26 protein-coding genes and 1 tRNA gene are annotated in these 23,093 nt (G+C 61.8%); 15 read left to right on the forward strand and 12 right to left on the reverse strand.

The window, feature by feature from the left end; translation table 11 throughout:
- Positions 1-17: 17 nt before the first annotated feature.
- The gene (locus tag ACQUQO_RS10320; RefSeq protein WP_435077917.1) at positions 18-722 is read right to left on the reverse strand and encodes a protein sorting system archaetidylserine synthase; all 705 of its coding nucleotides are present in this window, start codon (positions 720-722) and stop codon (positions 18-20) included.
- A gap of 414 nt (positions 723-1,136) precedes the next feature.
- On the opposite strand from ACQUQO_RS10320, the gene ACQUQO_RS10325 reads away from it, so the two are divergent.
- Positions 1,137-1,556, forward strand: coding sequence for a cupredoxin domain-containing protein (locus tag ACQUQO_RS10325; protein ID WP_435077918.1), 420 nt, complete (start codon positions 1,137-1,139; stop codon positions 1,554-1,556).
- 1 nt (position 1,557) lies between these two features.
- On the opposite strand, the gene ACQUQO_RS10330 is transcribed toward ACQUQO_RS10325, so the two are convergent.
- From ACQUQO_RS10330 to ACQUQO_RS10345, 4 genes are read right to left on the reverse strand one after another with little or no spacing between them, the layout of a single operon-like run.
- A complete protein-coding gene (locus ACQUQO_RS10330; RefSeq protein WP_435077919.1) occupies positions 1,558-2,193 on the reverse strand; it encodes a 30S ribosomal protein S3ae in 636 nt (211 codons plus the stop codon).
- Positions 2,190-2,435, reverse strand: coding sequence for a KEOPS complex subunit Pcc1 (locus ACQUQO_RS10335; protein ID WP_435077920.1), 246 nt, complete (start codon positions 2,433-2,435; stop codon positions 2,190-2,192). The genes ACQUQO_RS10330 and ACQUQO_RS10335 overlap by 4 nt, the downstream gene beginning before the upstream one ends.
- Positions 2,432-3,538: an exonuclease RecJ gene (locus tag ACQUQO_RS10340; RefSeq protein WP_435077921.1), complete on the reverse strand. Its 1,107-nt coding sequence runs from the start codon at positions 3,536-3,538 to the stop codon at positions 2,432-2,434. Before ACQUQO_RS10340 ends, ACQUQO_RS10335 begins: the two co-directional genes overlap by 4 nt.
- Positions 3,539-4,000: a 30S ribosomal protein S15 gene (locus ACQUQO_RS10345; protein WP_435077922.1), complete on the reverse strand. Its 462-nt coding sequence runs from the start codon at positions 3,998-4,000 to the stop codon at positions 3,539-3,541.
- A 178-nt stretch (positions 4,001-4,178) separates the two neighbouring features.
- On the opposite strand from ACQUQO_RS10345, the gene ACQUQO_RS10350 reads away from it, so the two are divergent.
- The 7 genes from ACQUQO_RS10350 (at position 4,179) to ACQUQO_RS10380 (ending at position 8,702) form a co-directional block, all read left to right on the forward strand.
- Positions 4,179-4,250: transfer RNA gene (locus tag ACQUQO_RS10350), tRNA-Ala, on the forward strand.
- An 888-nt stretch (positions 4,251-5,138) separates the two neighbouring features.
- Positions 5,139-5,891: a CehA/McbA family metallohydrolase gene (locus ACQUQO_RS10355; RefSeq protein WP_435077923.1), complete on the forward strand. Its 753-nt coding sequence runs from the start codon at positions 5,139-5,141 to the stop codon at positions 5,889-5,891.
- A gap of 82 nt (positions 5,892-5,973) precedes the next feature.
- Complete coding sequence (locus ACQUQO_RS10360; RefSeq protein ID WP_435077924.1) at positions 5,974-6,141, forward strand: hypothetical protein; 168 nt, start codon at positions 5,974-5,976, stop codon at positions 6,139-6,141.
- Between the two features lie 92 nt (positions 6,142-6,233).
- Entirely contained in the window at positions 6,234-7,541 is a 1,308-nt protein-coding gene (locus ACQUQO_RS10365) for an acetamidase/formamidase family protein (RefSeq protein WP_435077925.1), read from the forward strand.
- A gap of 66 nt (positions 7,542-7,607) precedes the next feature.
- On the forward strand, positions 7,608-7,922 hold the full coding sequence (locus ACQUQO_RS10370) for a DUF433 domain-containing protein (protein WP_435077926.1): 315 nt from the start codon (positions 7,608-7,610) through the stop codon (positions 7,920-7,922).
- Positions 7,923-7,924: 2 nt separating this feature from the next.
- The gene (locus ACQUQO_RS10375; protein ID WP_435077927.1) at positions 7,925-8,248 is read left to right on the forward strand and encodes a DUF5615 family PIN-like protein; all 324 of its coding nucleotides are present in this window, start codon (positions 7,925-7,927) and stop codon (positions 8,246-8,248) included.
- A 118-nt stretch (positions 8,249-8,366) separates the two neighbouring features.
- Positions 8,367-8,702, forward strand: coding sequence for a DUF433 domain-containing protein (locus ACQUQO_RS10380; protein ID WP_435077928.1), 336 nt, complete (start codon positions 8,367-8,369; stop codon positions 8,700-8,702).
- Between the two features lie 22 nt (positions 8,703-8,724).
- Here the strand turns inward: ACQUQO_RS10380 and ACQUQO_RS10385 are convergent, their stop codons facing one another.
- Together ACQUQO_RS10385 and ACQUQO_RS10390 are read right to left on the reverse strand one after the other, a co-directional pair.
- Positions 8,725-11,118: an HsdM family class I SAM-dependent methyltransferase gene (locus ACQUQO_RS10385; RefSeq protein ID WP_435077929.1), complete on the reverse strand. Its 2,394-nt coding sequence runs from the start codon at positions 11,116-11,118 to the stop codon at positions 8,725-8,727.
- A 622-nt stretch (positions 11,119-11,740) separates the two neighbouring features.
- A complete protein-coding gene (locus ACQUQO_RS10390; RefSeq protein WP_435077930.1) occupies positions 11,741-13,021 on the reverse strand; it encodes an RNB domain-containing ribonuclease in 1,281 nt (426 codons plus the stop codon).
- A gap of 133 nt (positions 13,022-13,154) precedes the next feature.
- Between ACQUQO_RS10390 and ACQUQO_RS10395 the strand changes: the two genes are divergently transcribed.
- Entirely contained in the window at positions 13,155-14,801 is a 1,647-nt protein-coding gene (locus ACQUQO_RS10395; RefSeq protein WP_435077931.1) for a long-chain fatty acid--CoA ligase, read from the forward strand.
- Positions 14,802-14,869: 68 nt separating this feature from the next.
- Positions 14,870-16,018 (forward strand): acyl-CoA dehydrogenase family protein, encoded by a 1,149-nt coding sequence (locus tag ACQUQO_RS10400; RefSeq protein ID WP_435077932.1) that lies wholly within the window; start codon positions 14,870-14,872, stop codon positions 16,016-16,018.
- A 29-nt stretch (positions 16,019-16,047) separates the two neighbouring features.
- On the opposite strand, the gene ACQUQO_RS10405 is transcribed toward ACQUQO_RS10400, so the two are convergent.
- Entirely contained in the window at positions 16,048-16,863 is an 816-nt protein-coding gene (locus tag ACQUQO_RS10405) for an undecaprenyl-diphosphate phosphatase (RefSeq protein ID WP_435077933.1), read from the reverse strand.
- A gap of 114 nt (positions 16,864-16,977) precedes the next feature.
- On the opposite strand from ACQUQO_RS10405, the gene ACQUQO_RS10410 reads away from it, so the two are divergent.
- A complete protein-coding gene (locus ACQUQO_RS10410; RefSeq protein ID WP_435077934.1) occupies positions 16,978-18,537 on the forward strand; it encodes an O-antigen ligase family protein in 1,560 nt (519 codons plus the stop codon).
- Positions 18,538-18,899: 362 nt separating this feature from the next.
- Positions 18,900-19,361, forward strand: a complete 462-nt coding sequence (locus tag ACQUQO_RS10415; RefSeq protein ID WP_435077935.1) for a MaoC/PaaZ C-terminal domain-containing protein — start codon at positions 18,900-18,902, stop codon at positions 19,359-19,361.
- Positions 19,362-19,412: 51 nt separating this feature from the next.
- On the opposite strand, the gene ACQUQO_RS10420 is transcribed toward ACQUQO_RS10415, so the two are convergent.
- Positions 19,413-19,628 (reverse strand): PadR family transcriptional regulator, encoded by a 216-nt coding sequence (locus ACQUQO_RS10420; protein ID WP_435077936.1) that lies wholly within the window; start codon positions 19,626-19,628, stop codon positions 19,413-19,415.
- 241 nt (positions 19,629-19,869) lie between these two features.
- A complete protein-coding gene (locus tag ACQUQO_RS10425; RefSeq protein WP_435077937.1) occupies positions 19,870-20,304 on the reverse strand; it encodes a DNA adenine methylase in 435 nt (144 codons plus the stop codon).
- Positions 20,305-20,385: 81 nt separating this feature from the next.
- On the opposite strand from ACQUQO_RS10425, the gene ACQUQO_RS10430 reads away from it, so the two are divergent.
- Entirely contained in the window at positions 20,386-21,258 is an 873-nt protein-coding gene (locus ACQUQO_RS10430) for an amidohydrolase family protein (RefSeq protein ID WP_435077939.1), read from the forward strand.
- A gap of 55 nt (positions 21,259-21,313) precedes the next feature.
- Entirely contained in the window at positions 21,314-21,700 is a 387-nt protein-coding gene (locus tag ACQUQO_RS10435; protein ID WP_435077940.1) for a DUF2267 domain-containing protein, read from the forward strand.
- Position 21,701: 1 nt separating this feature from the next.
- Here ACQUQO_RS10435 and ACQUQO_RS10440 read toward each other — a convergent pair whose 3' ends face one another.
- On the reverse strand, positions 21,702-22,361 hold the full coding sequence (locus ACQUQO_RS10440; protein ID WP_435077941.1) for a helix-turn-helix domain-containing protein: 660 nt from the start codon (positions 22,359-22,361) through the stop codon (positions 21,702-21,704).
- Between the two features lie 53 nt (positions 22,362-22,414).
- Complete coding sequence (locus ACQUQO_RS10445; RefSeq protein ID WP_435077942.1) at positions 22,415-22,597, reverse strand: hypothetical protein; 183 nt, start codon at positions 22,595-22,597, stop codon at positions 22,415-22,417.
- 87 nt (positions 22,598-22,684) lie between these two features.
- Here ACQUQO_RS10445 and ACQUQO_RS10450 point away from each other — a divergent pair, with 87 nt between their 5' ends.
- On the forward strand, positions 22,685-23,083 hold the full coding sequence (locus ACQUQO_RS10450; RefSeq protein WP_435077943.1) for a hypothetical protein: 399 nt from the start codon (positions 22,685-22,687) through the stop codon (positions 23,081-23,083).
- Positions 23,084-23,093: the final 10 nt, after the last annotated feature.

The raw sequence follows: 23,093 nt of genomic DNA on the forward strand, positions 1-23,093 counted from the left end.
AATTTCGCTCGAATCGCCTAAGTGCGTTTCCCTTCGCCGGCCGACGGGTACAGCCACGGTGCGAAGACGAGATACGCAAGCGCACAGGCGAGCAGAAGGCGCGGAAACACATGGAAGAAGGCCGTCGGTGCGAGAATTGCACCGACCTGCACGACGCCCATGACGAGCGCATCTCGCACGCGGAGGTCGGGGTACGTGGCTGGAGCAACCATCAACCCGGCGAAGAGCGCGCTCGCCGCGAGCAGCACGGTTGGCATCCGCATGCCAACCAGATAGCCGGCCGCAAGCACCGTCGCCGCGAGCGTGGTCTGGACACCCTCCGTCCGCCCGCGATGGGTGTCGTAGGCGGTGTAGAGTCCCAGCCGAACCACGCCGCTGACGACGAACAGCGCCGGTACGGCGAGCGCGAGCGCAAACTCCCCGGGGATTGCCGAGAGCCCCCACCCGCTCTGCGCTGCCGAGAAGACGAGGAGTGCGGGCGCGACACAAAAGGAAGCCACGTCGGCCAGCGAATCGAGGAACTCGCCGACCGGCGTGGCCCCCACTCGTGCCGCGAGCACGCCGTCGAGTCCGTCGGCGACCGCCGCAAGCAGGACGAGGCGGGAAGCGAGAGCGGGCGATAGCGGCGCGAGTGCGGCCGCGAGAAAGCCGAGGGCGGCGTTGGCCGCGGTGACGCCGTCGGCGAGGCTGAGGGCGGCGACGACGCGGGGCCGGGAAGCCATGTCAGCGCCATCGCCGACCGGCGGTTTAGGCGTTTATCCTCGCTTCCCTCCAGAGCCACCCCTACCCACGAAAAGCCTACAAGACGAAGTGGGGTTCATCCCTCACTGTCGAGCAGTTGTCTGATTGTATCGTCCGTTCTCCTCGGCATCTGGGCGTCATCGGTTGGCCTCTTCATCGCGCTCTTTCCGCTGATGGTCGGTATCGCCTGCATCTGGGCTTCGTACCGGCTTCCGGTGAAGCGAGTGTACAACATGCGACTTTCGGGGATGGCTCTAACGCTAATCGGGCTATATCTCCTGCTACTCGTCTTCGGCTCGCGTGATACTGGGCCGGCCATTCCGGGACGGGCTTCGCCTTTCCGTGGTAGGATACGTATCGCGGAACCTATACCCCCCACGCTCGAAATACGACTCATGCATCGCCGCGCGTTTCTCACCACCACCACCACGGGAATCGCCGTCGGTCTCGCCGGCTGTGTCGGCTCCTCGCGCGAGCAACCCGACTACGACATCGGGATGAGCTCAAGTGACTTCCTCCCGCAGGAGGACTTCGAGCCGCGCGTCGGGGAGAGGGTCGTCTGGCGCAATACGGGCTCGCGCAGCCACACCGTAACCGCCTACCAGTCACGGATTCCAGAGGCGGCGACGTACTTCGCCTCCGGCGGATTCGAGAATGAGGGGGCCGCCCGCGAGGCGTGGACCTCCAGTACAGGGGGAGCCATCGAAAGCGGTCAGACCTTCGAACACACCTTCGAGGTACCGGGGACGTACAACTACTTCTGTATTCCCCACGAACCCGCAGGAATGGTCGGCAAGCTTCGAGTTACCGAGTAGCTCAGACTTCGACGTCGGTCTCGTCGACGTCGACGGCGGTCTCCTCTTCTTCGGCGACTTCGTCGGGGTGGGCATCGAGCGCGAGCTTGCCGATTTCGACGCGGCGCAGCGGGTAGATGGTTCGCGCCTCGCCGTAGACGGCGCTCGACAGGCGACCTTGGGTCACGCTGTCGGTGAGTTCCTCGAAGGTGCGCTCGCTGGCAGCTTCCTCGACGAGTTCGACCATCCGCTTGCGAATCGCCTTCTCTTGGCTCTCGTCGGCCTTCTTGGTGGTGAAGGCCACGGGCTGAATGCGCACGCGGTAGTCGTCGCTCGTCCTGACTGTGAGATAGGCCTCGACCTTCGAGGCTCCGCGACGCACCAGACTGCCGAGGTAATCGCGCGTGAGTTCGTGTTTGATGAACTCGGTGTAGGCCGCATCGCTGCCGACGTCGGTGATGCGGAAGGTGAGCTTGACGTTGTTCGCGCCGGCGTCGTCGGTCAGCTCTCCGAGGGTCGTTTCGATGGTGCGGTCGAGCACCGCGTTCGGTTCGTCCGCGAGGGTCTCACCGAGTTCGGCCCGGTCGAAAGACTCGGGCGCGAAGACGGTGTACCACCGCTTCGTCTGCTGCTGTCGTGATACTGAACGTTCGCTCATGCTGTGTCGTTGTGCTGTGTGTCGTGGTCGTTTGCTATCCGTACGATTCGTTCGGCCACCGAGAGGTTGACGACGTAATCATCGACCGTCGAGCGCAGTCCTCCTGTGCGCTCACGTTCGAGCGTCGTCTCGATGGTGTCGCCCTCGACTGTGGTTTCCATCTCCGGCGTGTTGTCCGGTTCGAGCGCCGCCGCGACGATTGCACCGTTCGCCGAATCCGTCCGCAGCCGGGCGCGCTTCACGATGACGCCTCCCGAAACGCTTCGACGAACTCGTCGCGGTCATCGAAGCGTGCGCGTCCGCGCCGGGCACTGCCGTCGCCGTCACCGTCAGCGGCCGCCCCCGCCTCGTGCATGCGCTCGCCGAGATGTACGTCCTCGCTCGCCACGGCCGCCGCGCACGTCTCCGAGACGGCGAGCGTGACCGGCTCCGGCGAGCGAAAGTCACGGAGAAGACGGGCAACCGTGGCGAGCGGCGCGTCGTCGACGCGAGCGACGAACACGCCTCGATGGCGTTCGGTCGTCGCCGCATCGAGCGCCGCGTGTGCCCGCTTGCCGTGTGTGCGCCACGCCGCGAGCGCGGCGTCCCACACGTCGTGGCCGAGCGCCAGCGCGAGACCGACGCCGGGTCGCTCACGGGCGCACGCCTGGAGCACGTCGGCGTAGCCGCCGACGGTCGCACAGCGCCCGCTGACGGCGTGCTCGCCATCCGCGGTGATGGCGTATGGCCTGAGCGCACGCGCCACCGACTCGGCGGCCCGCGGCGTCGCCCCGTCCATGTCTGCCACCGACAGCGCGAGCAGCGAGGCGACCTCTCGCGGGTCTTCATACCCGTCGAGCGCTGCGGCGGTTGCCTCACGGTCACCCGAGAAGGGCGCACGGACGAGCGTCGTGTGCGCCAGCCCGTCGGCGAGGTCGGCAACCGGCACCGCGACGCCGGGACGCCGTTCGATACGGTCGCGCTCACGTGCGCAGTCGAAGGCGGCGCTGCCCTCGAATCCCCCGGCCATGCCCGCGAGTGCGAGCACGGAGTCGGGGTCGGTATCGAGGTCGCGGGCTATCCCGAAGGCCGTCTCGCTCGCCGGCGTCCTCCCGTGAAGCGTGAGGTCGCCCCCTTCACAGCCGATGTGGACGGTCGTCGCGTCCTCGGCTGCCGTCTCGTCTTGCCCGGTGACGCGCGCCTGAAACGGCGTTCCCCGGTCTGCGAGTGCGCGCCCGAGCAGACCGGCCGCCGCGAGCGAATCGCTACCATCCCTGGCGAGTAGCCGCACGAACGCGGCCTCTCGGAGTACGTCGGCGGCGCTGTCGGTCGCGGGCGATTCGTCGGGACGACCGGCGACGGCCATCTACAGGAGTTCCCGTGCGCGCTCGGGAGTGTACTCGAAGTCCGCACCGAGTTCGTCGCCGCGGTAGTAGTCGGCGAGCCGGCGGACCTTCGCCTCCGTGTTCTGGAGCGCGCGCTTGTTCTGGGCGTCGTTCGGGTTGTCGGCCATGTGCTCGCGCAGCCCGACGGCCTGCTCCATCAGGTTCCGGAGGTCCTCGGGCAGCCCCGACGCCGCGTCGTGTTCGTCGAGGATTTCGGTGACCTTCTTGCCGGTCGCCAGCTGGACGTTCGGTACTGGTGTACCTTGTACGCCCTCGTCACGGAGCTTGAGACCGATCTCGCTCGGGCTGTGGCCCTGTTCTGCCAGTTCGACGACACGGTCTTCGATAGTGTCGCCATCGACGTCGCTCCACTCCGGTGGGTCGTCTGCCACGGGCTTGTCCGAATCGGACGAGCCGCGGCGTCGTGTGTGCATTCGTGCCATTGGTGAGGATAGGAATCACACGAAACGCTACCGAACACTACCGCAATCTCGGAGTCCACGCGGACGAGTCGGATTTGCGGCCGTGCTGTTCCCGTCTCCAACACGTTCCGCACCCCAGTAAACCGTTTCGACTCGATGACGATGGGTTTATCAAATCGACGGCGATAGCAGAGGGTGAGGGCTCGTAGATCAGTGGTAGATCATCCCCCTGGCACGGGGAAGGCCTCGGGTTCAAATCCCGACGAGTCCATGCTACTTTTTGCACCTCCTTCGCTCGCGGTGCTCGCTCAGTCGGGCAAAAACGTAGTGAAAAAGCGCTTCGGACTCCCTCCGGTCGCCCTCGCGCCCGCTCACTCGGCCTTCGGCCTCATTCGCGGCGCAGTTGCAACGCCATCCATCGTAGGAAAAATACTCTTGCAGCTGATATAGAAGATTGTGATTCCCCATTTGCGCATTTCTATACAGGAGGGTGCGCTTATTATCAGCATTCTAATCTTGTCTATATCACTCATCGATTTCTATTTCTCTCATATTAAATCTGCAATATCTGAGGTGGAGCTTCGTCCTCTTGAAGAACGACACGGAACGCTGAATAACAAAGGTAACCGAGTGGCGTATAATCTCCATTTCAACGCGATCAATCACGGCGATATTGATGGGTGGTTAATCGGAGGTGAAGTAAGCAAAATTGAATTTACAAAAAGTGGAAAAAGGTCACGCATTGTTGATGAATTTCCGGGAAGTCGCGTGAGGTTTGAGTTTCCCACGCAGAACAGCATGATTATACCTAAGAATTCGACTGTCCCACTGACAATTATCCCTGAAATGGGACCTCAATCAGATATTTTCGAGTTAACAAGGACACACGATACTGCAACCTTTCATATCCACATCCGAATTGAGGATCGGGAACACCAGTATGTCATTAGGACAGCTAACAACCCGGACAATCTCGATATATCTGGTGTAACAATACGGCGAAGCGATTGACTGTCTATTCCAGTTTTGATGGCGGAGCAAGCAACAATTATTTGTCTATTTTTGAATTGTAGTTTATATCGGTATTTTCCATCCCACCAACTGGCATCCTCTGTCAGGAGATGGATTTATCACCGGTGGACGAGATAACGAACCACCGATGACACGGACGGCCACGGTCGCCATCGACCCGCACGTCCACTCGGAGGGGTCGTACGATGGTCACGAACCGGTCGAACTCCTGCTCGAACACGCCCGCGACATCGGTCTCGACGGCATCGTCGTCACCGACCACGATACTATCGGGGAGTCGCTGCGTGCGGCCGACCTCGCCGCCGACTACGGTCTGCTTGGAATCCCTGGTGTCGAGGTATCGACCCGGGCGGGACACCTGCTCGCCATCGGCGTCGAGACGCGCCCGGAGCGGGGGAAATCGCTCGAAGAGACCGTCGAGTGTGTCCGTGAGGTTGGCGGCGTCGCGGTCGTTCCTCATCCGTTCCAGCGGAGTCGCCACGGCGTCAGAAAGCGAAACCTGACCGACTGCGATGCCATCGAGGTCTACAACTCGATGGTCTTCACGGGTTATCGGAACCGCCGCGCCAGAGCCTTTGCCACCGCACAGGAGTACCCGAAGGTCGGCGCGAGCGACGCCCACGTCCTGCCGAACGTGGGCCGGGCGTACACCGAACTCCGTATCGACCTCGACGCGGCCGCACTGCGGATGGGTGACATCGACGGTCGTGCGGTCATCGACGCCATTCGGCAGGGTGCGACCGACATCCGGGGTCGACGAACGCCGATTCACCGCAGCGCGCGCCAGTACGCCAAAGGTGCACTCCGCAAGGGCACGTACCTCGCCACCTCGCAGCTGCCATTTCTGCCGACCGTCCCGGCCTCGATGGGCGAACCGTGAACCGAACGGTTTGGCGGTGGATGAGAGCAAGCTTGCGTGAGACGGCCAAACCGTGACGGGTACGGCGCTTCGATGAGTCGGTATGGGTGCAATTACCGACCTCGCCGAAAGCATCAACGACGCACGCCGCTCCATCTGGGGCGAGGCGAGTACCGCCGGCAGAATCCTGATTCTCGTGGTGCTCATCGCCTCGGGTATCGGCATTCCGGTCATCATCATCGCACTCGTCGCACAGGCAATCGCCGAGTAGCGACGAGCCACCGAGAGGATTCGTTCGAGACCCGCCACAGCCGTTCCGAGAGGGGAACTTATGTTGCCACATACCATAGACTTCACTCGGCTATGGCACAACACGAAATTCGACAGGAACTCACGGTCGACCAGTACACCCTCGGGCTGGTCGGTCCCGAACAGGAATGGGCCGGCACCGTCGCCGACGGCGGCACGATTCGCACGCACACGCCGCCAGCGTGCTGGGGTCCGATGATAACGCCCGATTTCAGGGGTGGCCACGAGGTCACTCGTCCAATCGCCGTCGAGAACGCCGACGTCGGCGATGCAATCGCGCTCACCATCAGGGATGTCGAGGTGACGAGCGTCGCAACGAGCACCGGCAGCATGGCCGAGCGTGAGGGTGCGTTCGGCGACGACCCGTTCGTGGACCACCGCTGTCCCGAATGCGGCACCGAGTGGCCCGAAAGCATCGTCGAGGGCACGGGCGAAGACGCCATCAGGTGCGCCGAGTGTGGCGCGAACGCGTCGTCCTTTGGCTTCGAGTTCGGGTACACTGTGGCCTTCGACGAGGAGAGAAGTGTGGGACTGACCATGGACGACGCGGCTGCGGAGGAACTCGCCGAGGATGCCCGCGAGGCGATGGCGCTGCCCGAGAACTCCCGCCAGCATCCGATTCTCCTCTACAAGCCCTCCGAGATGGCCGGCACGCTCGGCCATCTCCGCCCCTTCATCGGCAACGTCGGCACCACACCACCCATTGAACTGCCCGATTCGCACAACGCTGGTGACTTCGGGCAGTTCCTCATCGGGGCCGACCACGACTGGGGGCTTCCGGACGAGGAGGCCCTCGGCGAGCGAACGGATGGTCACATGGACATCAACGCCGTCCGCGAGGGCGCGGTGCTCATCTGCCCGGTCAAGGTCGACGGTGGTGGTATCTACGTCGGCGACCTCCACGCCAATCAGGGCGACGGCGAGCTATCGTTACACACGACCGACGTGAGCGGGCGCACCGAACTCGGCATCGAGGTCATCAAGGGTCTCGACATCGACGGGCCGCTCTTACTCCCGAACGAAGAGGACCTGCCGCACATCGCAGCGCCCTACACCGAGATGGAGCGAGAGACCGGCCACGCGCTCGCCGACGAACACGGCGTCGAGATGCAGTCGGAAATGGGACCGATACAGGTCATCGGCAGCGGCGAGACGGTCAACGCCGCGACCGAGAACGCCTTCGACCGCGCGGGCGACCTGCTCGACATGTCCGAGGGCGAGGTCCGCGGCCGGTGTACGTTCACCGGTGGGGTCGAGATCGGTCGCCTGCCCGGCGTCGTGCAACTGACCATGCTCGCGCCGATGGACCGCCTCGAAGAGCGCGGCATCGGGAAACTCGTCAGTGAGCAGTACGACCTCTAACGGGCAGACATCGAGCATCGCTGGCTGCCACGATGGGTTTTATCCGCTGGCGCGCGTACTATCCGTATGGCCGAAATCGTCTCGACACCGGAGGTGCTGGGCGGGAAACCCAGAATCGGGGGCCGGCGCATCGGCGTCCATCAGGTCGTCTCACTAGTCGTCGATGGCGGCCTCACACCGGAGGAGATGGCCGTCCGGTACGACCTCGAACTCGCGGACATCCACCGAGCGATTGCCTACTACTACGACAACCCCGAGGAAATCAGAGCGGTACAGCAGCGCCGCCGGGAGAAAATCGAGAACGCGGACCCGACCCGGCCCGAAGACCTCGGTATCGAGCCACGGGACACCGCCGACCCGAAGCCGAAATCGGACGATTGACCGTGCGAATCGTTGTCGACGAGAACGTTTCGGATGCGGTCGTCAACGCGGTCCGTGCGGCAGGTCACGAACTCGAACTCGTTCGTGACACGTACGGAACGGGAACTGACGATATAGAAATCGAGAGCAGAGCCAGCGAGGACGGTCGAGCGGTGCTGACCCACGACGACGATTTCGTCGGACTGGACGCACCACATGCGCCTGTCCTGTTCATGCCGGAGGATTCCCCGTCGGTGGCGCGGGTCGTCGGTGCGGTCAACCGGCTGGAAGACTATGGAATTGACCTGACCGACAGCGAGTTCTTCGTTCCCGATGGATGGGCCTAGTCGAGGCTGATTCGTCGGTGTGCTTCGAAACGGACGCCTCATCACGTAGCCAATCGCCGAGTAGCCCGTTGTGGTCGTTCGCACCGAGTTTTTATCCGATGACACCCATAGTACCTGCATGGCCGAAATCGTCTCGACGCCGGAGGTGCTGGGTGGGAAACCCAGAATCGAGGGCCGGCGAATCAGCGTACTCCACGTCGTAGACCAAGTCCAGAGCGGTCGCACGCCCGAAGAAATCACTACCCAATTCGACCTCACGCTCGGTGAGGTCCACACCGCGCTCGCGTACTACCACGAACACCCCGAGGAGATGCGTGAACTCCGTGAGGAGATCGCCGAGCGCGTGCGTGAGCATCGAGAGAAGGCGATTACGGGACCTGAGGACTTGCCGGCGGACCTACGACCCGACGAGGAGCCACTCAGTAGCCACGACACTCCAGAATCAGTGTGGTGACTCACAAGATGGTCTGCTTTCATCAACTCATATAATCGCTTAGACTCTGGTTTCCATCTGGATTTTTTACGAACGCTTGCGTACCACCCTCTTCTAGCCCCTCCATATGTTCCACGAGCACCTCAACTTCCGCGCCACTTGAAACCCGCTTTTGCATCATCGTCTCCTGTAACTCCTGCAATCGTTCTGTATCGATATCCACGTCGAGAGCATCGAGTATGATTTGGTCGAGCCTTTCCTGGGCATCGTCTTCTCCGTCGATGAGCGCTTGGTTGGCATCTGCTATCTTCCCAGTAACCTCTCCAGCAAGACCGCGAACGTCGAGCACGGGCAAACTCGACAACTCGTATGTCATGAGTTGCAGGGCACCACCTCCCTCTGCCCGGCCCCAACACTCCAGCAGCGCCTTGTGAACGGTAGAGTTGAGAATGCCCATCACTACCGTTTCATCCACATCGTCATCGAGGTTGATGCAGTCGATTGCGTTGCTCGGCATGAGTCGGTCGCGGTTCCAAATGGCGAACACCCGCTCGTTGAAGAACTTCGGATGCAGAATCTCCGGGCCATCCAACTGACCGAGATTGAACCACGCATCACGTCCCTCACACGACCGCCGAGTGTGGAACTCCTCCGACTCGCCCCATTCGATGTACTGCTTCGTCGTGGTATAGCCACCCCTCTCCAGCGCGTCCTTGACTCTCTGTCTGAGGTCCGAATTCGCTGCAACACCGGTCGTGTCGCGTTTCACCTCTTCGACGAACTCGTACATATCGAAGAGGTACTTTCCGGTGTCTTCTTCGGAAAGCACCTGCTCGTCGGCTTCTTTGATACTCTTGATTGCCGGTTTCAGAAAGCGCTCGTCGATTGACCATGTTTCGAGGTCGTCGTCGCTGATGAAGAAGAAGTCATTTGCGCCGGTCTTCTTCCCGTACGTGACATCCGCCAAATCGTCTAACGGTACGAGCTTTTCATTCTCCAGTAGCTTGATGAATTCGACAGGAGCACTCAGGTAGTAGTTGAGTTTCTGTCCGCCCTCATCCGTCAGATAAGACTGTTCGACCGCAACGGTTCGGTAGGAATTCCGATTGCGGACGACCATGTATTCGTCCTCATCAATCGGGTAGTCGAAATCGACGGTGCTGATGATGTCTTCCGGCTCCATCGACTCCCGTATCTGGACGAAATTCACCGTGTTGTCGCGGCGCTCCTGCTCGTCTTCGCACTTTTCGATGAGCAGGAGAGCCGTATCCACGAGCGCATCTTCAAACGCCCGGACCGAGAACCCAACGACGGCATTCACCTTGTAGTGATCGTAGAGGAATTCCTGAAATGATTCGCCGTACCGAGTCATCAGCCACTTCGTCGGCATAATGTACCCCAGCCGCCCGCCGTCACGGAGGAACTGAGTCGCATGCGTGACGAAATAGATGTATGCGTCGCTCCGCCCGCTCAGTTTCTTGTTCCCATCTTTGTACGGTGAGGTTCCAGAGCGGCCGAACGTCGAGAGATGGTTCCGAAAATGGTCCTTGTTCGGGTACAGATTGGCCTGCTGAATGTACGGCGGATTGCCAACGGCGGCGTCGAAATGGCCGACTTCGTTCAGGTCGTTTTGCGTGCCTTCGATGCGTCCGTCGCGGAATCTGTCCGTCTCTGGGTCAATGTCGAAGAAACTGTCGTTGTATGCGTACAGACGCTCCGTTTTCTTGGAGATGCTCCGGGCAGAGAGGTTGAGTGCGGTGAGATGGAGCGGAAATCGATTGATGTCGATAGCGGTCAAATGGTCTACAATTGTCTGATGCTCGACGGAATCCATGAGCCGCTCAATCGTGTTGTACGCTTCGACGACGAACGTACCACTCCCGGATGCCGGGTCAAGAACTCGGGGTGGCTGGCTATTTCCGTTTTCCTCCGTATCGACATCTCGGATAGCCCATCGAGAAATCGTCTCTGCGATTTTCGGATGTGTATAGAATTGGCCGAGTTCTTTTCGTTCTTGAACAGGAATCAATTCCTCGTACACGGCCCCGAGGAAGTCCTCATCGAGCTTCGTAATGGATTCACTCTCGATGTTGGAAATGAAATCATCGAGCGTACGGAGTGTCTTCGTGTTCTGCGGAAATTCTGCAAAGAGGCTCGCCCCGTGGTTGAATATCGGTTCATAATCGATCTCTTCAACAATCGTCTCAAACTGGTTGTTTAGGTGATTTTCTAGATTCTCTATAGTCGTGTAGTCGGCAAGCGGATCGAGTTCGAAGCCGCTCTTCGTCTCAATTGGCGTTATCGTGTCACCTGCCTGTGGGTCGTATCTCGCTTTGGTCTTCTCTCGAACGACTTCGTAGAACAGCACCTTATTCGTGAGAAGATATGAATACTGTTTCGCGGCGATTTCGAACCGCTCGTCCGGTTCGAGCCGCATATAGTCGTTTTCGCGCGCCCACTCATCGAAATTCTCGATAAATTGCTCGTTACTTCCGTGTTTTTCCTCCGCTAATGCCTTGTACGTCGGCCAGACGGAGGAGTGAAAGCTTCTGAGGATTCCAACGATACGCTCTCGTTCGTTTTGGTCAGGAAGTTCTTTGTTTTCGTAAACGTGCTCAACAACGCTGAGGAACTGGGGGATAACTTCTTCAAGCGTATTCTCTCGCAGGTTGAAGTAGTAAAAATCGATTTCCTCGATACTGTATTCTCCTTGGTAATGGTATAGAAATAAGTCATTGGAGTTGCAGGTTGCGAAGAACTCCGCATCAAGGTCAGACGTATAATCGCGGGCCTGCTTAACTACTTCATGATCGCGTGGATAGATGTTATCGCGCTTGACTTCGATAACTACCGAGCCATCTCAATGGCTCGGTAGGTAGACATCCGCAAAGCCATTTGTCGTTGTCTTTTCAGATACAGGTTCATCGAAAATAGTATCATTGTTTTCAAGGTAGTCATAGAGTCGAGTGTAGAAAATTCCGTGGAACTTCGCTTCTTTTGCCTCAGTCATGGACTAATCAGATTGAGACAGAGGAGAGATATAATACCACGGGTCGCGTTTATTCTCCTTCTTCGACGACCTCGATACTCCGGTTGTTCACCGCATCCGCATCCAACCCGACTTCCTCCAAGAACTGCTTATACTCGCGTTCGCACTTCTCGGCGGCCTGCTGCTGGTCGGAGGCATGGTCACAGAGACCCAGCAGGTCCTCTGGCACGTCGTTTTCGTGGACTATCCAGTGGTTCACGAGGTCCGACAGCCGACGAATCGGACTCGTGAAGTGCCCGTAGATATCGAAGTTGAGCGCATGATGCCCCCCAAAGGGGTCGTTCATGTATCGCGCGCGCGGCATGACCTTCATCACGGCAAACTGAATCTTGCCCAACTGGCGCTCGGGTGCTTCTTCGAGGGTGGCGTTCACGGCAATCCGCGGGTCATCGCCCCATGCGTCGCCGGGAATCGAGACGCCATCCAACTCCTGAATCTCCTGCAACGCCTCGTCCCACTGCTCGGGGCTGGGCTGTGGATGCACTCGATACATCGCCTCGACACCCCGATTCCACATCAGTTCGTGGGTCACGGCCTTGTTCGCCTTCAGCATACACTCCTCGATGATGGTGTGGGCGCGGTCGCGGCGCGGGTTCAGCACCAGCGAGCCGTCTTCCTTGCGCTGTTCGTGCAGTCGGTCGGCAAGTTCGAATACTAAACTACTCTCCTCGTGAAGGTCGCTGTCGGGGTCGTCGAGACGATTTTCGGCCTGCGTGTAGGTCAGCCGTTCGTCGCTTCGAATCACCGACTTGTAGATGTCGATGGTCTCGTAGGAGAGCGTCTCGCGGTCGAGATGCATCTCGACGGTGTGGGCGAGTCTGTCCTCGCCGGGCACGAGCGAACAGACGGTCTCGGCGAGCTTCGCGGGCAGCATGTGGATGGTGTAATCGGGGAGATAGACGGTATTGGCCCGCCGGACCGCCTCGGCCCACATCTCGCTGTCGGGATCGACGTAATGAGTCACGTCGGCGATGTGCACATGGAGGACGTACTCGTCGTCGTGTTTTTCGATGCTCAGCGCGTCGTCGAAGTCGCGCGCATCGACCGGGTCGGTCGTCCACGTCGTCAGTTCACGGAGGTCGTCTCGACGGTCGAGTTCGTCGTCGATTTCGCGCTGGGTGTCCTCGGTTCGCTCCTCCGCTTCATCGAGCACCGTGTCGGGAAACTCGTCGTGGATGCCGAACTTCTCGCACAGCTCTTCACGCTTGTTTTCGAGATGGCGGGCGAGTTCCTCGTCGATTTCGACGGGACCCTGTGCGTCTGCGGTCCCGGCGGCTGCCTGGTCGCTCATGGTGTGGCTACGAGCGGGTGCCAATTAGTCGTTCTGGCGTTCGACTGGCTGGCCGAACCCGTTTCGAGTCCCCAGCATTCACCGCCGCCGAATCGTGGGGAAGAATCATTACCTATCGGCCGTAGGAACGAGTATGCCCGGAGGCACCGACCAGACCCTTCGACCGTTCCTGTGGCGCGCAGAGCGAATGTACTCCGATGTCGAAATCGTCTCGCGCACCCACGAGGGAATCGAGCGCTACGATTACGAGAGATTCGGCACGCGCGTCGCTCAGCTGGCGAACGCCCTCGACGACGCCGGCATCAGCGACGACGCCCGCGTCGGAACCTTCTGTTGGAACCACCACCGCCACTTCGAGACGTACTTCGGCGTGCCCGATTCCGGCCGGCAACTCCACACCATCAATCCGCTGTTGCCCGACGACCACATCCAGTTCATCGTCGAGAACGCGAGCGACGAACTCCTGTTCGTCGACCCGTCCCTCCTGGAGAAGCTCGCCGGCGCGGCCGACGAGGAGGCGTTCTCCTCCATCAAGCAGTTCGTCGTGATGGGCGAGTCGGTACCCGAAACGAACCTCGATGCGGTCGATTACGAGTCGTTCATTGCCGACCAAAGCGAGGAGTACGACTGGCCGGCACTCTCCGAGGACCGCCCGGCCGGGATGTGTTACACCTCGGGGACCACCGGCAAGCCCAAAGGCGTCGAGTACACCCAGCAGATGCTCTGGTCACACACGATGGCGACCATCACGCCACAGGGACTCGACATCGATGATTCCGACGTGGTGATGCCGGTCGTCCCGATGTTCCACGTCAACGCGTGGGGGATGCCCTTCACCACGACTGCGGCGGGCGCGAAACACGTCTATCCTGGTCCCTCGCCGGACCCCGCGGACCTCGCCCAGCTCATCGAGGAGGAAGGCGTCACGATTACGGCGGGCGTTCCGACAGTCTGGCTCGGGCTGCTCGAACACATGAACGACCACGACGTGGACCTCTCCTCGCTCGAACAGGTAATCATCGGCGGGAGCGCCGCGCCCGAGTCGGTCATCCGGCGCTTCGACGAGCATGGGGTCGACGTGCTCCACGCATGGGGGATGACCGAGATGAGTCCCATCGGCTCGGTCGCCAGACTCAAAGACGGGATGGACGAGTGGGACGCCGAGGACCAGTACGCAAAGCGCGCCAAACAGGGGCTGATGGTTCCCGGACTGGAGTTCAAGGTCATCGACGAGGATGGCGAGGAAATCGCGTGGGACGGCGAGGACTTCGGCGAGCTCTGGGTCCGCGGGCCGTGGGTCACGACCGAATACTTCGAGCGCCCCGAAGCCAACGAAGAGGACTTCGAGAACGGGTGGCTCAAAACCGGCGACGTGGTCTCGGTCGACCCCGATGGCTACATCGAAATCGTCGACCGCGCGAAGGACGTCATCAAATCCGGCGGCGAGTGGATTTCGAGCGTGGAACTCGAAAACGCGCTGATGGCCCACGACGACGTGACCGAAGCCACCGTCGTCGGGGTGCCCCACGAGAAGTGGCAGGAACGACCCGTGGCGTTCGTCGTCGCCAGCGACGAACGCGAGTCGCTCAAAGAGGAGTTGCTCGACCTCGTGCGCGAGGACTACCCGAAGTGGTGGGTGCCAGACGACGTGCTGTTCATCGACGAAGTACCGAAGACCGCCACCGGGAAGTTCTCGAAGAAGGACCTCCGCGAGGAGTATTCCGACGAGTCGCTGGTCGAGGGGAAAGCACCCGCAGAGGCCGCCCCCGAAAGCGACTAGCCGACAACTTCCCACTATCCGTTGCCGGTTTACACGAGTTATTTGCGTCGCGCCCCCGACCCGAGGACATGGAGTTACTGGACGAGTCCATCGTTCCCGAACACGTTCGCGAGGTCAAACAGGATGCCCGCGAGTTCGCCGACGAACACATCGCGCCGAACGCCGAGGAGTATTTCAGAACCGGCGAGTACCCATGGGACGTCCTCGAAGCCGGTCAGGAAGCCGGACTGGTCGCCCAAGACATCAACGAGGACCTCGGCGGGCGCGACCTCGGACTCGAAGCGATGCTCGCCATCGCCGAGGAGTTCTACCGGGCGGATGCGGGCATCGCACTCACCCTCCAACTGGCGAGCTTCGGCGCGGAAATCGTCGAAAAATATGGTAGCGACGAACAGAAGGAGGAGTACCTCCGGCCCGTGGCGGAGTGCGACCAAATCACCGGACTCGCTGTTTCGGAACCCCAGACCGGCAGCGACCTCGCTGGGATGACCACTGCGGCCGAAAAGGACGGTGACGAGTGGGTTCTCAATGGTGAGAAATACTGGGTCGGCAACGCCGTCGAGGGCGATTGGCTCACCGTCTACGCCAAAACGGGCGACTCCGACGACCGCTACTCGAACTTCTCGATGTTCATCGTTCCCACGGACGCGCCGGGCTACGAGGCCGAACACATCCCCGAGAAGATGGGCTTTCGCGCCTCGAAACAGGGTCATATCTTCTTCGAAGACTGCCGGATTCCCGAGGAAAACATCATCGGCAACGAGGGCACCGGCTTCTACATGCTCGCCGATTTCTTCAATCACGGCCGCGTGGTCGTCGGCGGGCATGGGTTGGGTCTCGCGGCGGCGGCCATCGAAGAGGCGTGGGACTTCGTCCACGACCGCGACGCCTTCGGCCGCGAGGTCAGCGAGTTTCAGTCGGTCCAACACGACCTCGCCGACATGCTCATCGACTTCGAGCGTGCCCGCGCGCTCAACTGGCGTGCAGCCGAAAAAGTGGCGAATCAGGACAACGCCGGCTACTGGGCCGCGTTGGCGAAAGCGAACTCGACCGAGACCGCCGTCGACTGTGCCGAGAAAGGGATGCAACTCCACGGCGGGCGCTCGGTGTTGACCGAAAACCGTATCGCGCGCGTCTACCGTGACTGCCGGATTCCCGTCATCTACGAGGGAGCCAACGCCGTCCAGCGCAACCTGATCTACAGCCAGCGCCAGTAGCTCGCGTCGTCCGGATTGCACGTCGCCACTCAGAGCAAGAAGACGCCGCCGCCGACCACCGCGAGCGCGCCGAGACCGACACAGACCAGCCAGAAGGAGACGCGCTCGACGAGGCGCATCAGTGCGTCGATGGTGAGATACCCCACGAGGGCGCTCGTCAGGAGCGCAACGGTGGCCATCGCGGGCGAAATCGCCGGAATCCCGTCGCTGAGTGTCGTGACCACGCCCGCGCCGAGTGCCGCCGGAATCGAGAGGAGAAACGAGAGCCGAAACGACGAGGGACCGTCGTGACCCCGCAGCAACAGCGCGCTCGCGGTCGTCCCCGACCGGGAGACGCCCGGCAATATCGCCAGTCCCTGCAGCCCACCCACGAGCACCGCATCGACGAGGTCCGGCGTCTCGCGCCGCCCGCCGCGCCCCTCGACCCCGCGCTGGAGGAGTCCTGTGACGACCAGCAGGCCGCCGATGAGCGCGACGAACGCCCCGCCGGCGAGCTGACTCACCAGCTCTTCGAGCACCACTAGGGCTGGGAGTCCGACCACGCCGGTCATGAGCGTGGCGACGGCAAAGAAGGTGAGCTCCGAGCGCTCGCGGTCGAACGCTCGGCGAGGTCGCCAGTCGGGAATCTCACCGAGTAGGTCCGCGACCTCCTCGCGGTAGTAGGCGAGTGCCGAGAGCGCGGTCCCGGCGTGGAGAAATAACGACAGCTGGACGGCGACCGCCGGCGGGACGTTTTCGACCACCGTCAGATACAGCGTGATGTTCCCCTCGCTCGAAATCGGCAGCCACTCGAAGACACCCTGCAAAATTCCGATGATGAGCGCCAGCACGACCGAGCGGTCCATGTCCATCGGCCACGGCGGTCGAATAAAGGCGGTTCGATTGATTCGTCGGCCCGTTCCACTGGCAAGACCGACACACGTATGTGGGACGACTACGTATAATGTCAGCAGATATACGTGACAGAGTTGCTCACTGACCGGTTCGGGGCGACCGACAACGCCCTGCCGGTCCACGAGAGCGAGGTGCGGGTGTACGCCTGGACCGCGCTGTTGCTGACTACGCTGCTCGCCGTTTGTGTGCCCGTGGCCGCGGCAGCCAGCGGGTTCCCGACGCCGGCGCTCGTCGCCGTCGCTGGTCTCTGTTACTTCGCCGTCGTCCTCGTGAGCGGACACGTCCGTGCCGGTCTCGCAAGCGCCGCGGTCGTCCTCACGCTGTTCGACATCGCCGTGACGCTCGTCGACGGGCCGGGCATCGCGACGGTCGACCTCGTGGCGGCCGACCTCGTGGTCGTTCCCCTCCTGTTGGTCCTGCTGTACGAGACCGTCAGCGGGGGCGTTTCGCCCCGAGTCAACGGGCGGTCGCTTGCGGCCGTCGGCCTGTTCGCGTTCGTCTGCTGGGCGTTCGCCGCGGGCGTCGTCGCCAACGGCGTCTCGTCGGCGGCCGCAGTCATGTACGCCATCGAGCAGCTACGAAATCTCGTCGTCTTCGCCGTCGCCGCGCTGGTCGTCCGCCGCACGGACGTCCGCTGTGTGCTCTACCCGTTCCTCATCGCCGTCGCCGGCAACCTGCTCGTCTCGCTCGGCCAGATCGCCAATGGGGGAATGCTCGGCTTTCCCTTCTTGGGCGAGCCGCCCGACCGCTATCTCCGCTCGTTCGCGCTCGGCTCGTTCGATATCGCGACCGGTTTTTATGCGGGGGGGTTCGTCGGCCACGGCCGCGAGCTGGCGATGGTCCTGTTGCTCGCGCTTCCGCTCGCGGTCGTCGTCGCGGTGCGGCGCGCATGGCTCTCGCCGTTCGTGGTGGGTGCTATCGCCGCCTCGGTGCTCTCGATTCGCGTCGCCGACACGGACGCCGGCTGGGCGACGCTCGTTCTCCTCGCGTTGGGGTTCGGCGCGTGTCTCACCGTCTGGCTGTTCTTCGCGGCGAAGCGGCGCTACTCGCCCGCCGTGACCGCAGTCGTTGGCGTCGTTGCCGTCGCGGTCTGGGGGACCATCGCCCGCGTGCTGTGGTTCGTCCTCCAATCGGGCGACGGCGACACGCCGATCTTCCGCACCGACACGCTCGCGGTGCGAATCGAGGAGTACATCACGGCGATACAGGTCGCGGTCAAATACCCGCTGTTCGGCATCGGCGGGAAGAACTTCTACCTGCTCTCCGACCAGTATGGCCTGCCGGCGGACATCGGCGTCCACAACACCCTCCTGTCGAATCTCGCCGCGACCGGCTTCGTCGGCGCTGGCTTCTACCTCCTCGCCGTCCTCGCCGTGGCGTTCGTCGCCCTTCGGCTAGCGGTGGCGACGAACGGCATCGAACGCCTGCTGTGGGTCGCCATGCTCGCGTCGATGGCCGCCTTCCACGCCTACTCCTCGTGGATGGCGGCCTACCACTGGACGGTCGGCAACGCGGCCTTCTGGCTGCTCGCCGGTGCGACGGTCGGTGCGGCAAGCAACCCATACCGGAATCGACCGCGACGCTCGCGGTTCGGCTCGTCGGCCCTCGGTCGGCTGTTGGGCTGAGGCGAGCGGGACGTTTTACTTCCATGTCGTGGTCCGTATGCGCGATGCATAACGTCGTTGGCGCGGGCCAGTCACCGTTCAGTTCGTTTCCCGAGAGACCTACCGCTCGCTGTTCGAGGCCTTCGGGCGCGCACGCCGGAGCGAGCCGGCACTCGCCGTCGTGGCCGATTTCCCCACCGGCGACCCACGACTGTGTGGCCGAAGCGGGTGAAAACCGGCGGCACGGTTCGTGCTATCATCCGGCGCATCTACGAACAGGAAGGAATCGAACGCTACGGCGTGCAGTTCGTCCCGGCCGAATAGCCGGCGACCATGGGCGGTGAATCGTGGGGTTTCTTGTATCGTACTGACGATGGTGGGGTATGCCATACAGCTACGAACCACACCACTTCGAGGACCTTGCTGTGGGTCAGACCTTCGAGAGCGCCGGGCGAACGGTGACGGAGGCCGATTTCGCCATCCACTCGATGTTCACCGGCGACTGGACCGAACTCCACACGAACAAGGAGTATTCCGAGGACGGTCCCTTCGGCGAGCGCATTGGCCACGGCCCGATGACGTTCATCCTCTCCACAGGGTTATTCCAGCGAACGGGAGTGGTGGAGCGGACCGTGGTGGCGTTTTTGGGTATGAACTACATGGACATTCCGAATCCGGTGGTCATCGGCGACACGGTATCGGCTGAATACGAGGTCACCGACAAGCGCGACCTCGAAAGCCGCGACGACGCCGGTCTGGTGGTCATCGACACCGAGATGACCAATCAGGACGGCGAGTCGGTCTTCGCTGGCGACATGAAGTTCCTGTTCAAAACGAAAGAGTAGGAACCACGGCGAACACCGACGTCGCTACCGTCGAACGATGCATTCAATCGATCATCTGTCGAGCAGTTCGAGGAGGGTCCGACCATCATCGGTGATGCAATACTCAGTCTTGCCACGGTTGTCGTTCGCCACCGGCATTCCTTCGACCATACCGGCGTCCTCCAGATCACTCAGATGACGATAGACCACAGGCGAGGAGACGCCCACTTCGTTATGCAACTGATACCCGTGGCTCGGCTCGTCGGCGAGCCGTCGGAAGATGTCCATCTTCGTCACACCAATCAACGACACTACTGACGGTTCGTATCGTACTCGTTTTTACTTTATACAGTAAGTACCACATATACAGTCTTGAAGCTAGTTATTTATCCTCTCGAAACTCTCGACCAGTTCCTGCCAGCGCTCTTTGTTCACCGTGCTTGCTCGCATCGCGTTCAGGGACTCACCAACCGATTCGGTGAATGAAATCCGACCTGCATCGCCGACGAATTTCAGCAGATTTAGCAGATCATTGGAATCGAGAAGGATGATTTCGAGCGGACGTGGATTTACAGTATGCCCACCGTCCGGGCGTCGCCTCCTGTGCGAGACCCGAGCGCGTCTGTCCCGCGCGGACGAAAAAGAGGCGGGTGCGTTCGATGTCGGTCAGGCCGTCGTTGTGCTGCCGTTCGACCGCGTCCGCCAACTTCTCGCGCGAAAACGGCGTGGGGGCGATTGCTTCGAGGAGTTCGTCGCGGCTCTCGCGGAGCACCTCGAAGAAGTTCACCACGTCGCCGTCGATGTCGTTGCCGGTTTCAACAGGCGAGGGTTCGCGGTTTATGAGGACCGCGGCGGACCCGCCGAACGGCTCGACGTACTGATTGGTACGTGGGAGCTGTGGAAGGACAAAATCGAGATGGCTGTATTTCCCACCGTACCAGCGGAACGGCAGCGTCTTGCTCATCTATGGGATGGTTACTCGCTATCGCTGATAAAGATTGGCCCCCACCCACACGTTTTTCGAGCCGCCGCCGAATGGGGAGATATGGCCGACATCGACCTGCTCGACGAGGCACGCGCCATCGACACCCATGCCCATCAACCGACGAGCGAGTTCCTCCACGATGCCGGCGGCGAGATGATGCGCGATGCGGCCGGGAAGTTCGGCACCGAACTCGAAACGTGGGGCTACGAGGAGATGCGCGAGGAGTACCACGCGGCCGGCATCCGTCACGCGGTCCTTCTGGGCTGGGATGCCGAAACGAATACGGGCAATCCCCCAGTGGAAAACGACTACGTCGCCGCGGTGCGCGACGAGTACCCCGATTTCTTCACCGGGTTCGCCAGTGTCGATCCGCTGAAGGACGATTGTGTGCAAGAGGCCGAACGCGCCATCTCGGACCTCGGCCTCTCCGGGTTCAAATTTCAGCAGATAGCGCAGGGGTTCGACCCGAGCGCGCCCGAACACGACGACCTCTGGCGGACCATCGAGGACCTCGGTGTCCCGGTCGTCTTCCACGGCGGGAACTCGACGCTCGGGGCCGGTTCGCCGGGCGGACGTGGGCTGCGCGTCCAGCATGGCAACCCGCTGCTCGTCGACGACGTGGCCGCACGCTTTCCCGACCTCCAGATTCTGCTCGCCCATCCGGCCTTCCCGTGGGAGAAAGAGCAGTTAGCGGTCTGCCAGCAGAAAGGCAACGTCTACATGGACCTCTCGGGCTGGCTCCCCAAGTACATCGACGAGCAGGTGCTCCACTACGCGGGCACCATCCTGCAGGACAAGGTGATGTTCGGCACCGACTATCCGATGATTCGCCCCGAGGCGTGGCTCGAATCGTTCGAGAAACACACCGACTACCCCGAGGAAACCCAGCGAAAGCTCCTCTGGGAGAACGCCGAAGCGTTCCTCGACTGCTGATATCCCTTCGCTTGCAGGCAGCACGCCAAACACGCTCGCCAGTTGGTGGACGAATATGGACGACGAACAGTTCTTCTCGGATGTCGAATCGCGCGCCGACCTCGATTCGCCCGAGCAGGCGGTCGCGGCCGCCGAGGCGGTCCTCGGCGTGCTCGGCGAACGGCTCGATACGGTGGAAACACTCGCCGACGAACTCCCCGAAAACCTCGCGGGGGCGCTCGACGGGTCGGGAACGGAGGCCGCCGGGTTCACCGCCGACGAGTTCGTCGACTGGGTGCGCGAGGCCGAACGCGAGAAGACGACGGATATCGACCCCGATGACGCCCGATTGCACACCCAAGCGGTCTTCGAGAGCCTCGCCCAGTCGGTCGACGGCGAGACGTGGAACGCGGTCCGCACCCAACTCCCCGACGAGTACGAACGGCTTTTTCAGGCGGGCTGACTCACTCGTCCGAGCGCGTTCCCATCAGCAGCGTGTCCTCGACGAGCACGCGCTGGGCGCGGCGCAGCCGCTCCGAGAGCGCCTGATGGGAGATGTCGAGTTCGTCGGCGAGGTCGGAGACGTCGATGTCGCGGGGCACGTCGAAGTAGCCCCGTTCGGTCGCCAGCGTGAGCGCCTCGTACTGCTTTTCGGTCAGGCCGTAGCGACCCACTGGGTCGCCGTCCATCTCGCGGATGGTCTCGACCTCGAAGGTAAGCCCGTTCTCATCACAGAACTCGTAGGTTGCCGACAGCGAATCGCGCGTCGGATACAGCACCCGGAGATACCACCAGCCGTCGGCCCCGTAGGCGTCGAGGATGGTCGCGTCCACACCGGTGAGCATCTGGACGACGAGCTGGATGTCCGCGACCCATTCCATCCGATAGAGCGATTCGGCGTCGAGGTCAGTCAGCAATGAGGGGTCGTCAACGCTCGGGTCCTCGGCGAGCGCCGCTTCGAACGTGTCGTGGTCCCCACCGCGGAGCCAGACCAGCGGCATGACGACGTCGTCGCCGGTCTCGACGATGCGCTCTATCTCGCATTCGATGTCAGGACCCGACGCGAGCGTCTCGTAGAGCGCGAACTCCTCCGCGGGAACGCGGCCCTTGACGACTGTCGCCATCGATGGACGTACTACCGGGAGCAAACGGATAAATCAGCGGAATCGACGCGCAGTTACTGTCCGTCGGTGGTCGTATCGCTCGTGTCGTCTCCGTCGTTGCCGCCACTGGGACGGAGTTTCCGCTTGATGAACCGGATTCCGAGAAGCGTCCCGACGCCGGCGGCCAGCGCCCCGGGCACGCCGTAGCGTTTGTATCCCTTCTTCGCGGCTTTCGTGACTACCGTGCTGCCGAGCATGGTGGATATGTTGGCGGCCGACGCAAAAGCGCTCTGCCTGCACCAGTCGGGCTATAGCTTCAAGAACCCACGGCTCGAACCGAACGCATGACTCGCTCCCGTCGTCGGTTCCTCGCTACCATCCCGCTCGCCGCCGGTCTCACCCTCGGTGGCTGTCTCATGCTCGACCCCACTGTTTCGGCCAACGTCGACGATTCGGCCGTCTTCGAGGAGATATCGACCAGCGAGCCGTGGGTCAGCGGCCGTATCAAAACATCGGTCACGCTCGCGCCGAACGCGACGAGCGAACAGGACGTCACCGACCTCACCGTAACGACCGAGAGCGGGAAGGTATTCGACTCGACGACGGTCGCAAGCGGTCAGACCAGCGGTCTCACCCTCTATCTACCCGCGGGCGAGAACGCGACCATCACCGCCACCGATTCGGTCAACGGGACGACCATCGAGACGCATACGGTCTCGACCGGCGGCAACGAACTGCTCTGATTAGCCGGCC

The organism is Halococcus sp. AFM35 (assembly GCF_051195015.1).
GTDB lineage: Archaea > Halobacteriota > Halobacteria > Halobacteriales > Halococcaceae > Halococcus.

Coding starts and splice junctions, on each gene's coding strand:
- ACQUQO_RS10340 (WP_435077921.1), bottom strand. CDS start 3,538: ATGGCCGTCGCCGGTCGTCCCGACGAATCGCCCGCGACCGACAGCGCC.
- ACQUQO_RS10445 (WP_435077942.1), bottom strand. CDS start 22,597: ATGCTCGGCAGCACGGTAGTCACGAAAGCCGCGAAGAAGGGATACAAA.
- ACQUQO_RS10380 (WP_435077928.1), top strand. CDS start 8,367: ATGGCCGAAATCGTCTCGACGCCGGAGGTGCTGGGTGGGAAACCCAGA.
- ACQUQO_RS10330 (WP_435077919.1), bottom strand. CDS start 2,193: ATGAGCGAACGTTCAGTATCACGACAGCAGCAGACGAAGCGGTGGTAC.
- ACQUQO_RS10430 (WP_435077939.1), top strand. CDS start 20,386: ATGGCCGACATCGACCTGCTCGACGAGGCACGCGCCATCGACACCCAT.
- ACQUQO_RS10405 (WP_435077933.1), bottom strand. CDS start 16,863: ATGGACCGCTCGGTCGTGCTGGCGCTCATCATCGGAATTTTGCAGGGT.
- ACQUQO_RS10420 (WP_435077936.1), bottom strand. CDS start 19,628: ATGGACATCTTCCGACGGCTCGCCGACGAGCCGAGCCACGGGTATCAG.
- ACQUQO_RS10415 (WP_435077935.1), top strand. CDS start 18,900: ATGCCATACAGCTACGAACCACACCACTTCGAGGACCTTGCTGTGGGT.
- ACQUQO_RS10425 (WP_435077937.1), bottom strand. CDS start 20,304: ATGAGCAAGACGCTGCCGTTCCGCTGGTACGGTGGGAAATACAGCCAT.
- ACQUQO_RS10390 (WP_435077930.1), bottom strand. CDS start 13,021: ATGAGCGACCAGGCAGCCGCCGGGACCGCAGACGCACAGGGTCCCGTC.
- ACQUQO_RS10320 (WP_435077917.1), bottom strand. CDS start 722: ATGGCTTCCCGGCCCCGCGTCGTCGCCGCCCTCAGCCTCGCCGACGGC.
- ACQUQO_RS10360 (WP_435077924.1), top strand. CDS start 5,974: ATGGGTGCAATTACCGACCTCGCCGAAAGCATCAACGACGCACGCCGC.
- ACQUQO_RS10370 (WP_435077926.1), top strand. CDS start 7,608: ATGGCCGAAATCGTCTCGACACCGGAGGTGCTGGGCGGGAAACCCAGA.
- ACQUQO_RS10400 (WP_435077932.1), top strand. CDS start 14,870: ATGGAGTTACTGGACGAGTCCATCGTTCCCGAACACGTTCGCGAGGTC.
- ACQUQO_RS10450 (WP_435077943.1), top strand. CDS start 22,685: ATGACTCGCTCCCGTCGTCGGTTCCTCGCTACCATCCCGCTCGCCGCC.
- ACQUQO_RS10325 (WP_435077918.1), top strand. CDS start 1,137: ATGCATCGCCGCGCGTTTCTCACCACCACCACCACGGGAATCGCCGTC.
- ACQUQO_RS10355 (WP_435077923.1), top strand. CDS start 5,139: ATGACACGGACGGCCACGGTCGCCATCGACCCGCACGTCCACTCGGAG.
- ACQUQO_RS10435 (WP_435077940.1), top strand. CDS start 21,314: ATGGACGACGAACAGTTCTTCTCGGATGTCGAATCGCGCGCCGACCTC.
- ACQUQO_RS10440 (WP_435077941.1), bottom strand. CDS start 22,361: ATGGCGACAGTCGTCAAGGGCCGCGTTCCCGCGGAGGAGTTCGCGCTC.
- ACQUQO_RS10345 (WP_435077922.1), bottom strand. CDS start 4,000: ATGGCACGAATGCACACACGACGCCGCGGCTCGTCCGATTCGGACAAG.
- ACQUQO_RS10395 (WP_435077931.1), top strand. CDS start 13,155: ATGCCCGGAGGCACCGACCAGACCCTTCGACCGTTCCTGTGGCGCGCA.
- ACQUQO_RS10365 (WP_435077925.1), top strand. CDS start 6,234: ATGGCACAACACGAAATTCGACAGGAACTCACGGTCGACCAGTACACC.
- ACQUQO_RS10385 (WP_435077929.1), bottom strand. CDS start 11,118: ATGCGGCTCGAACCGGACGAGCGGTTCGAAATCGCCGCGAAACAGTAT.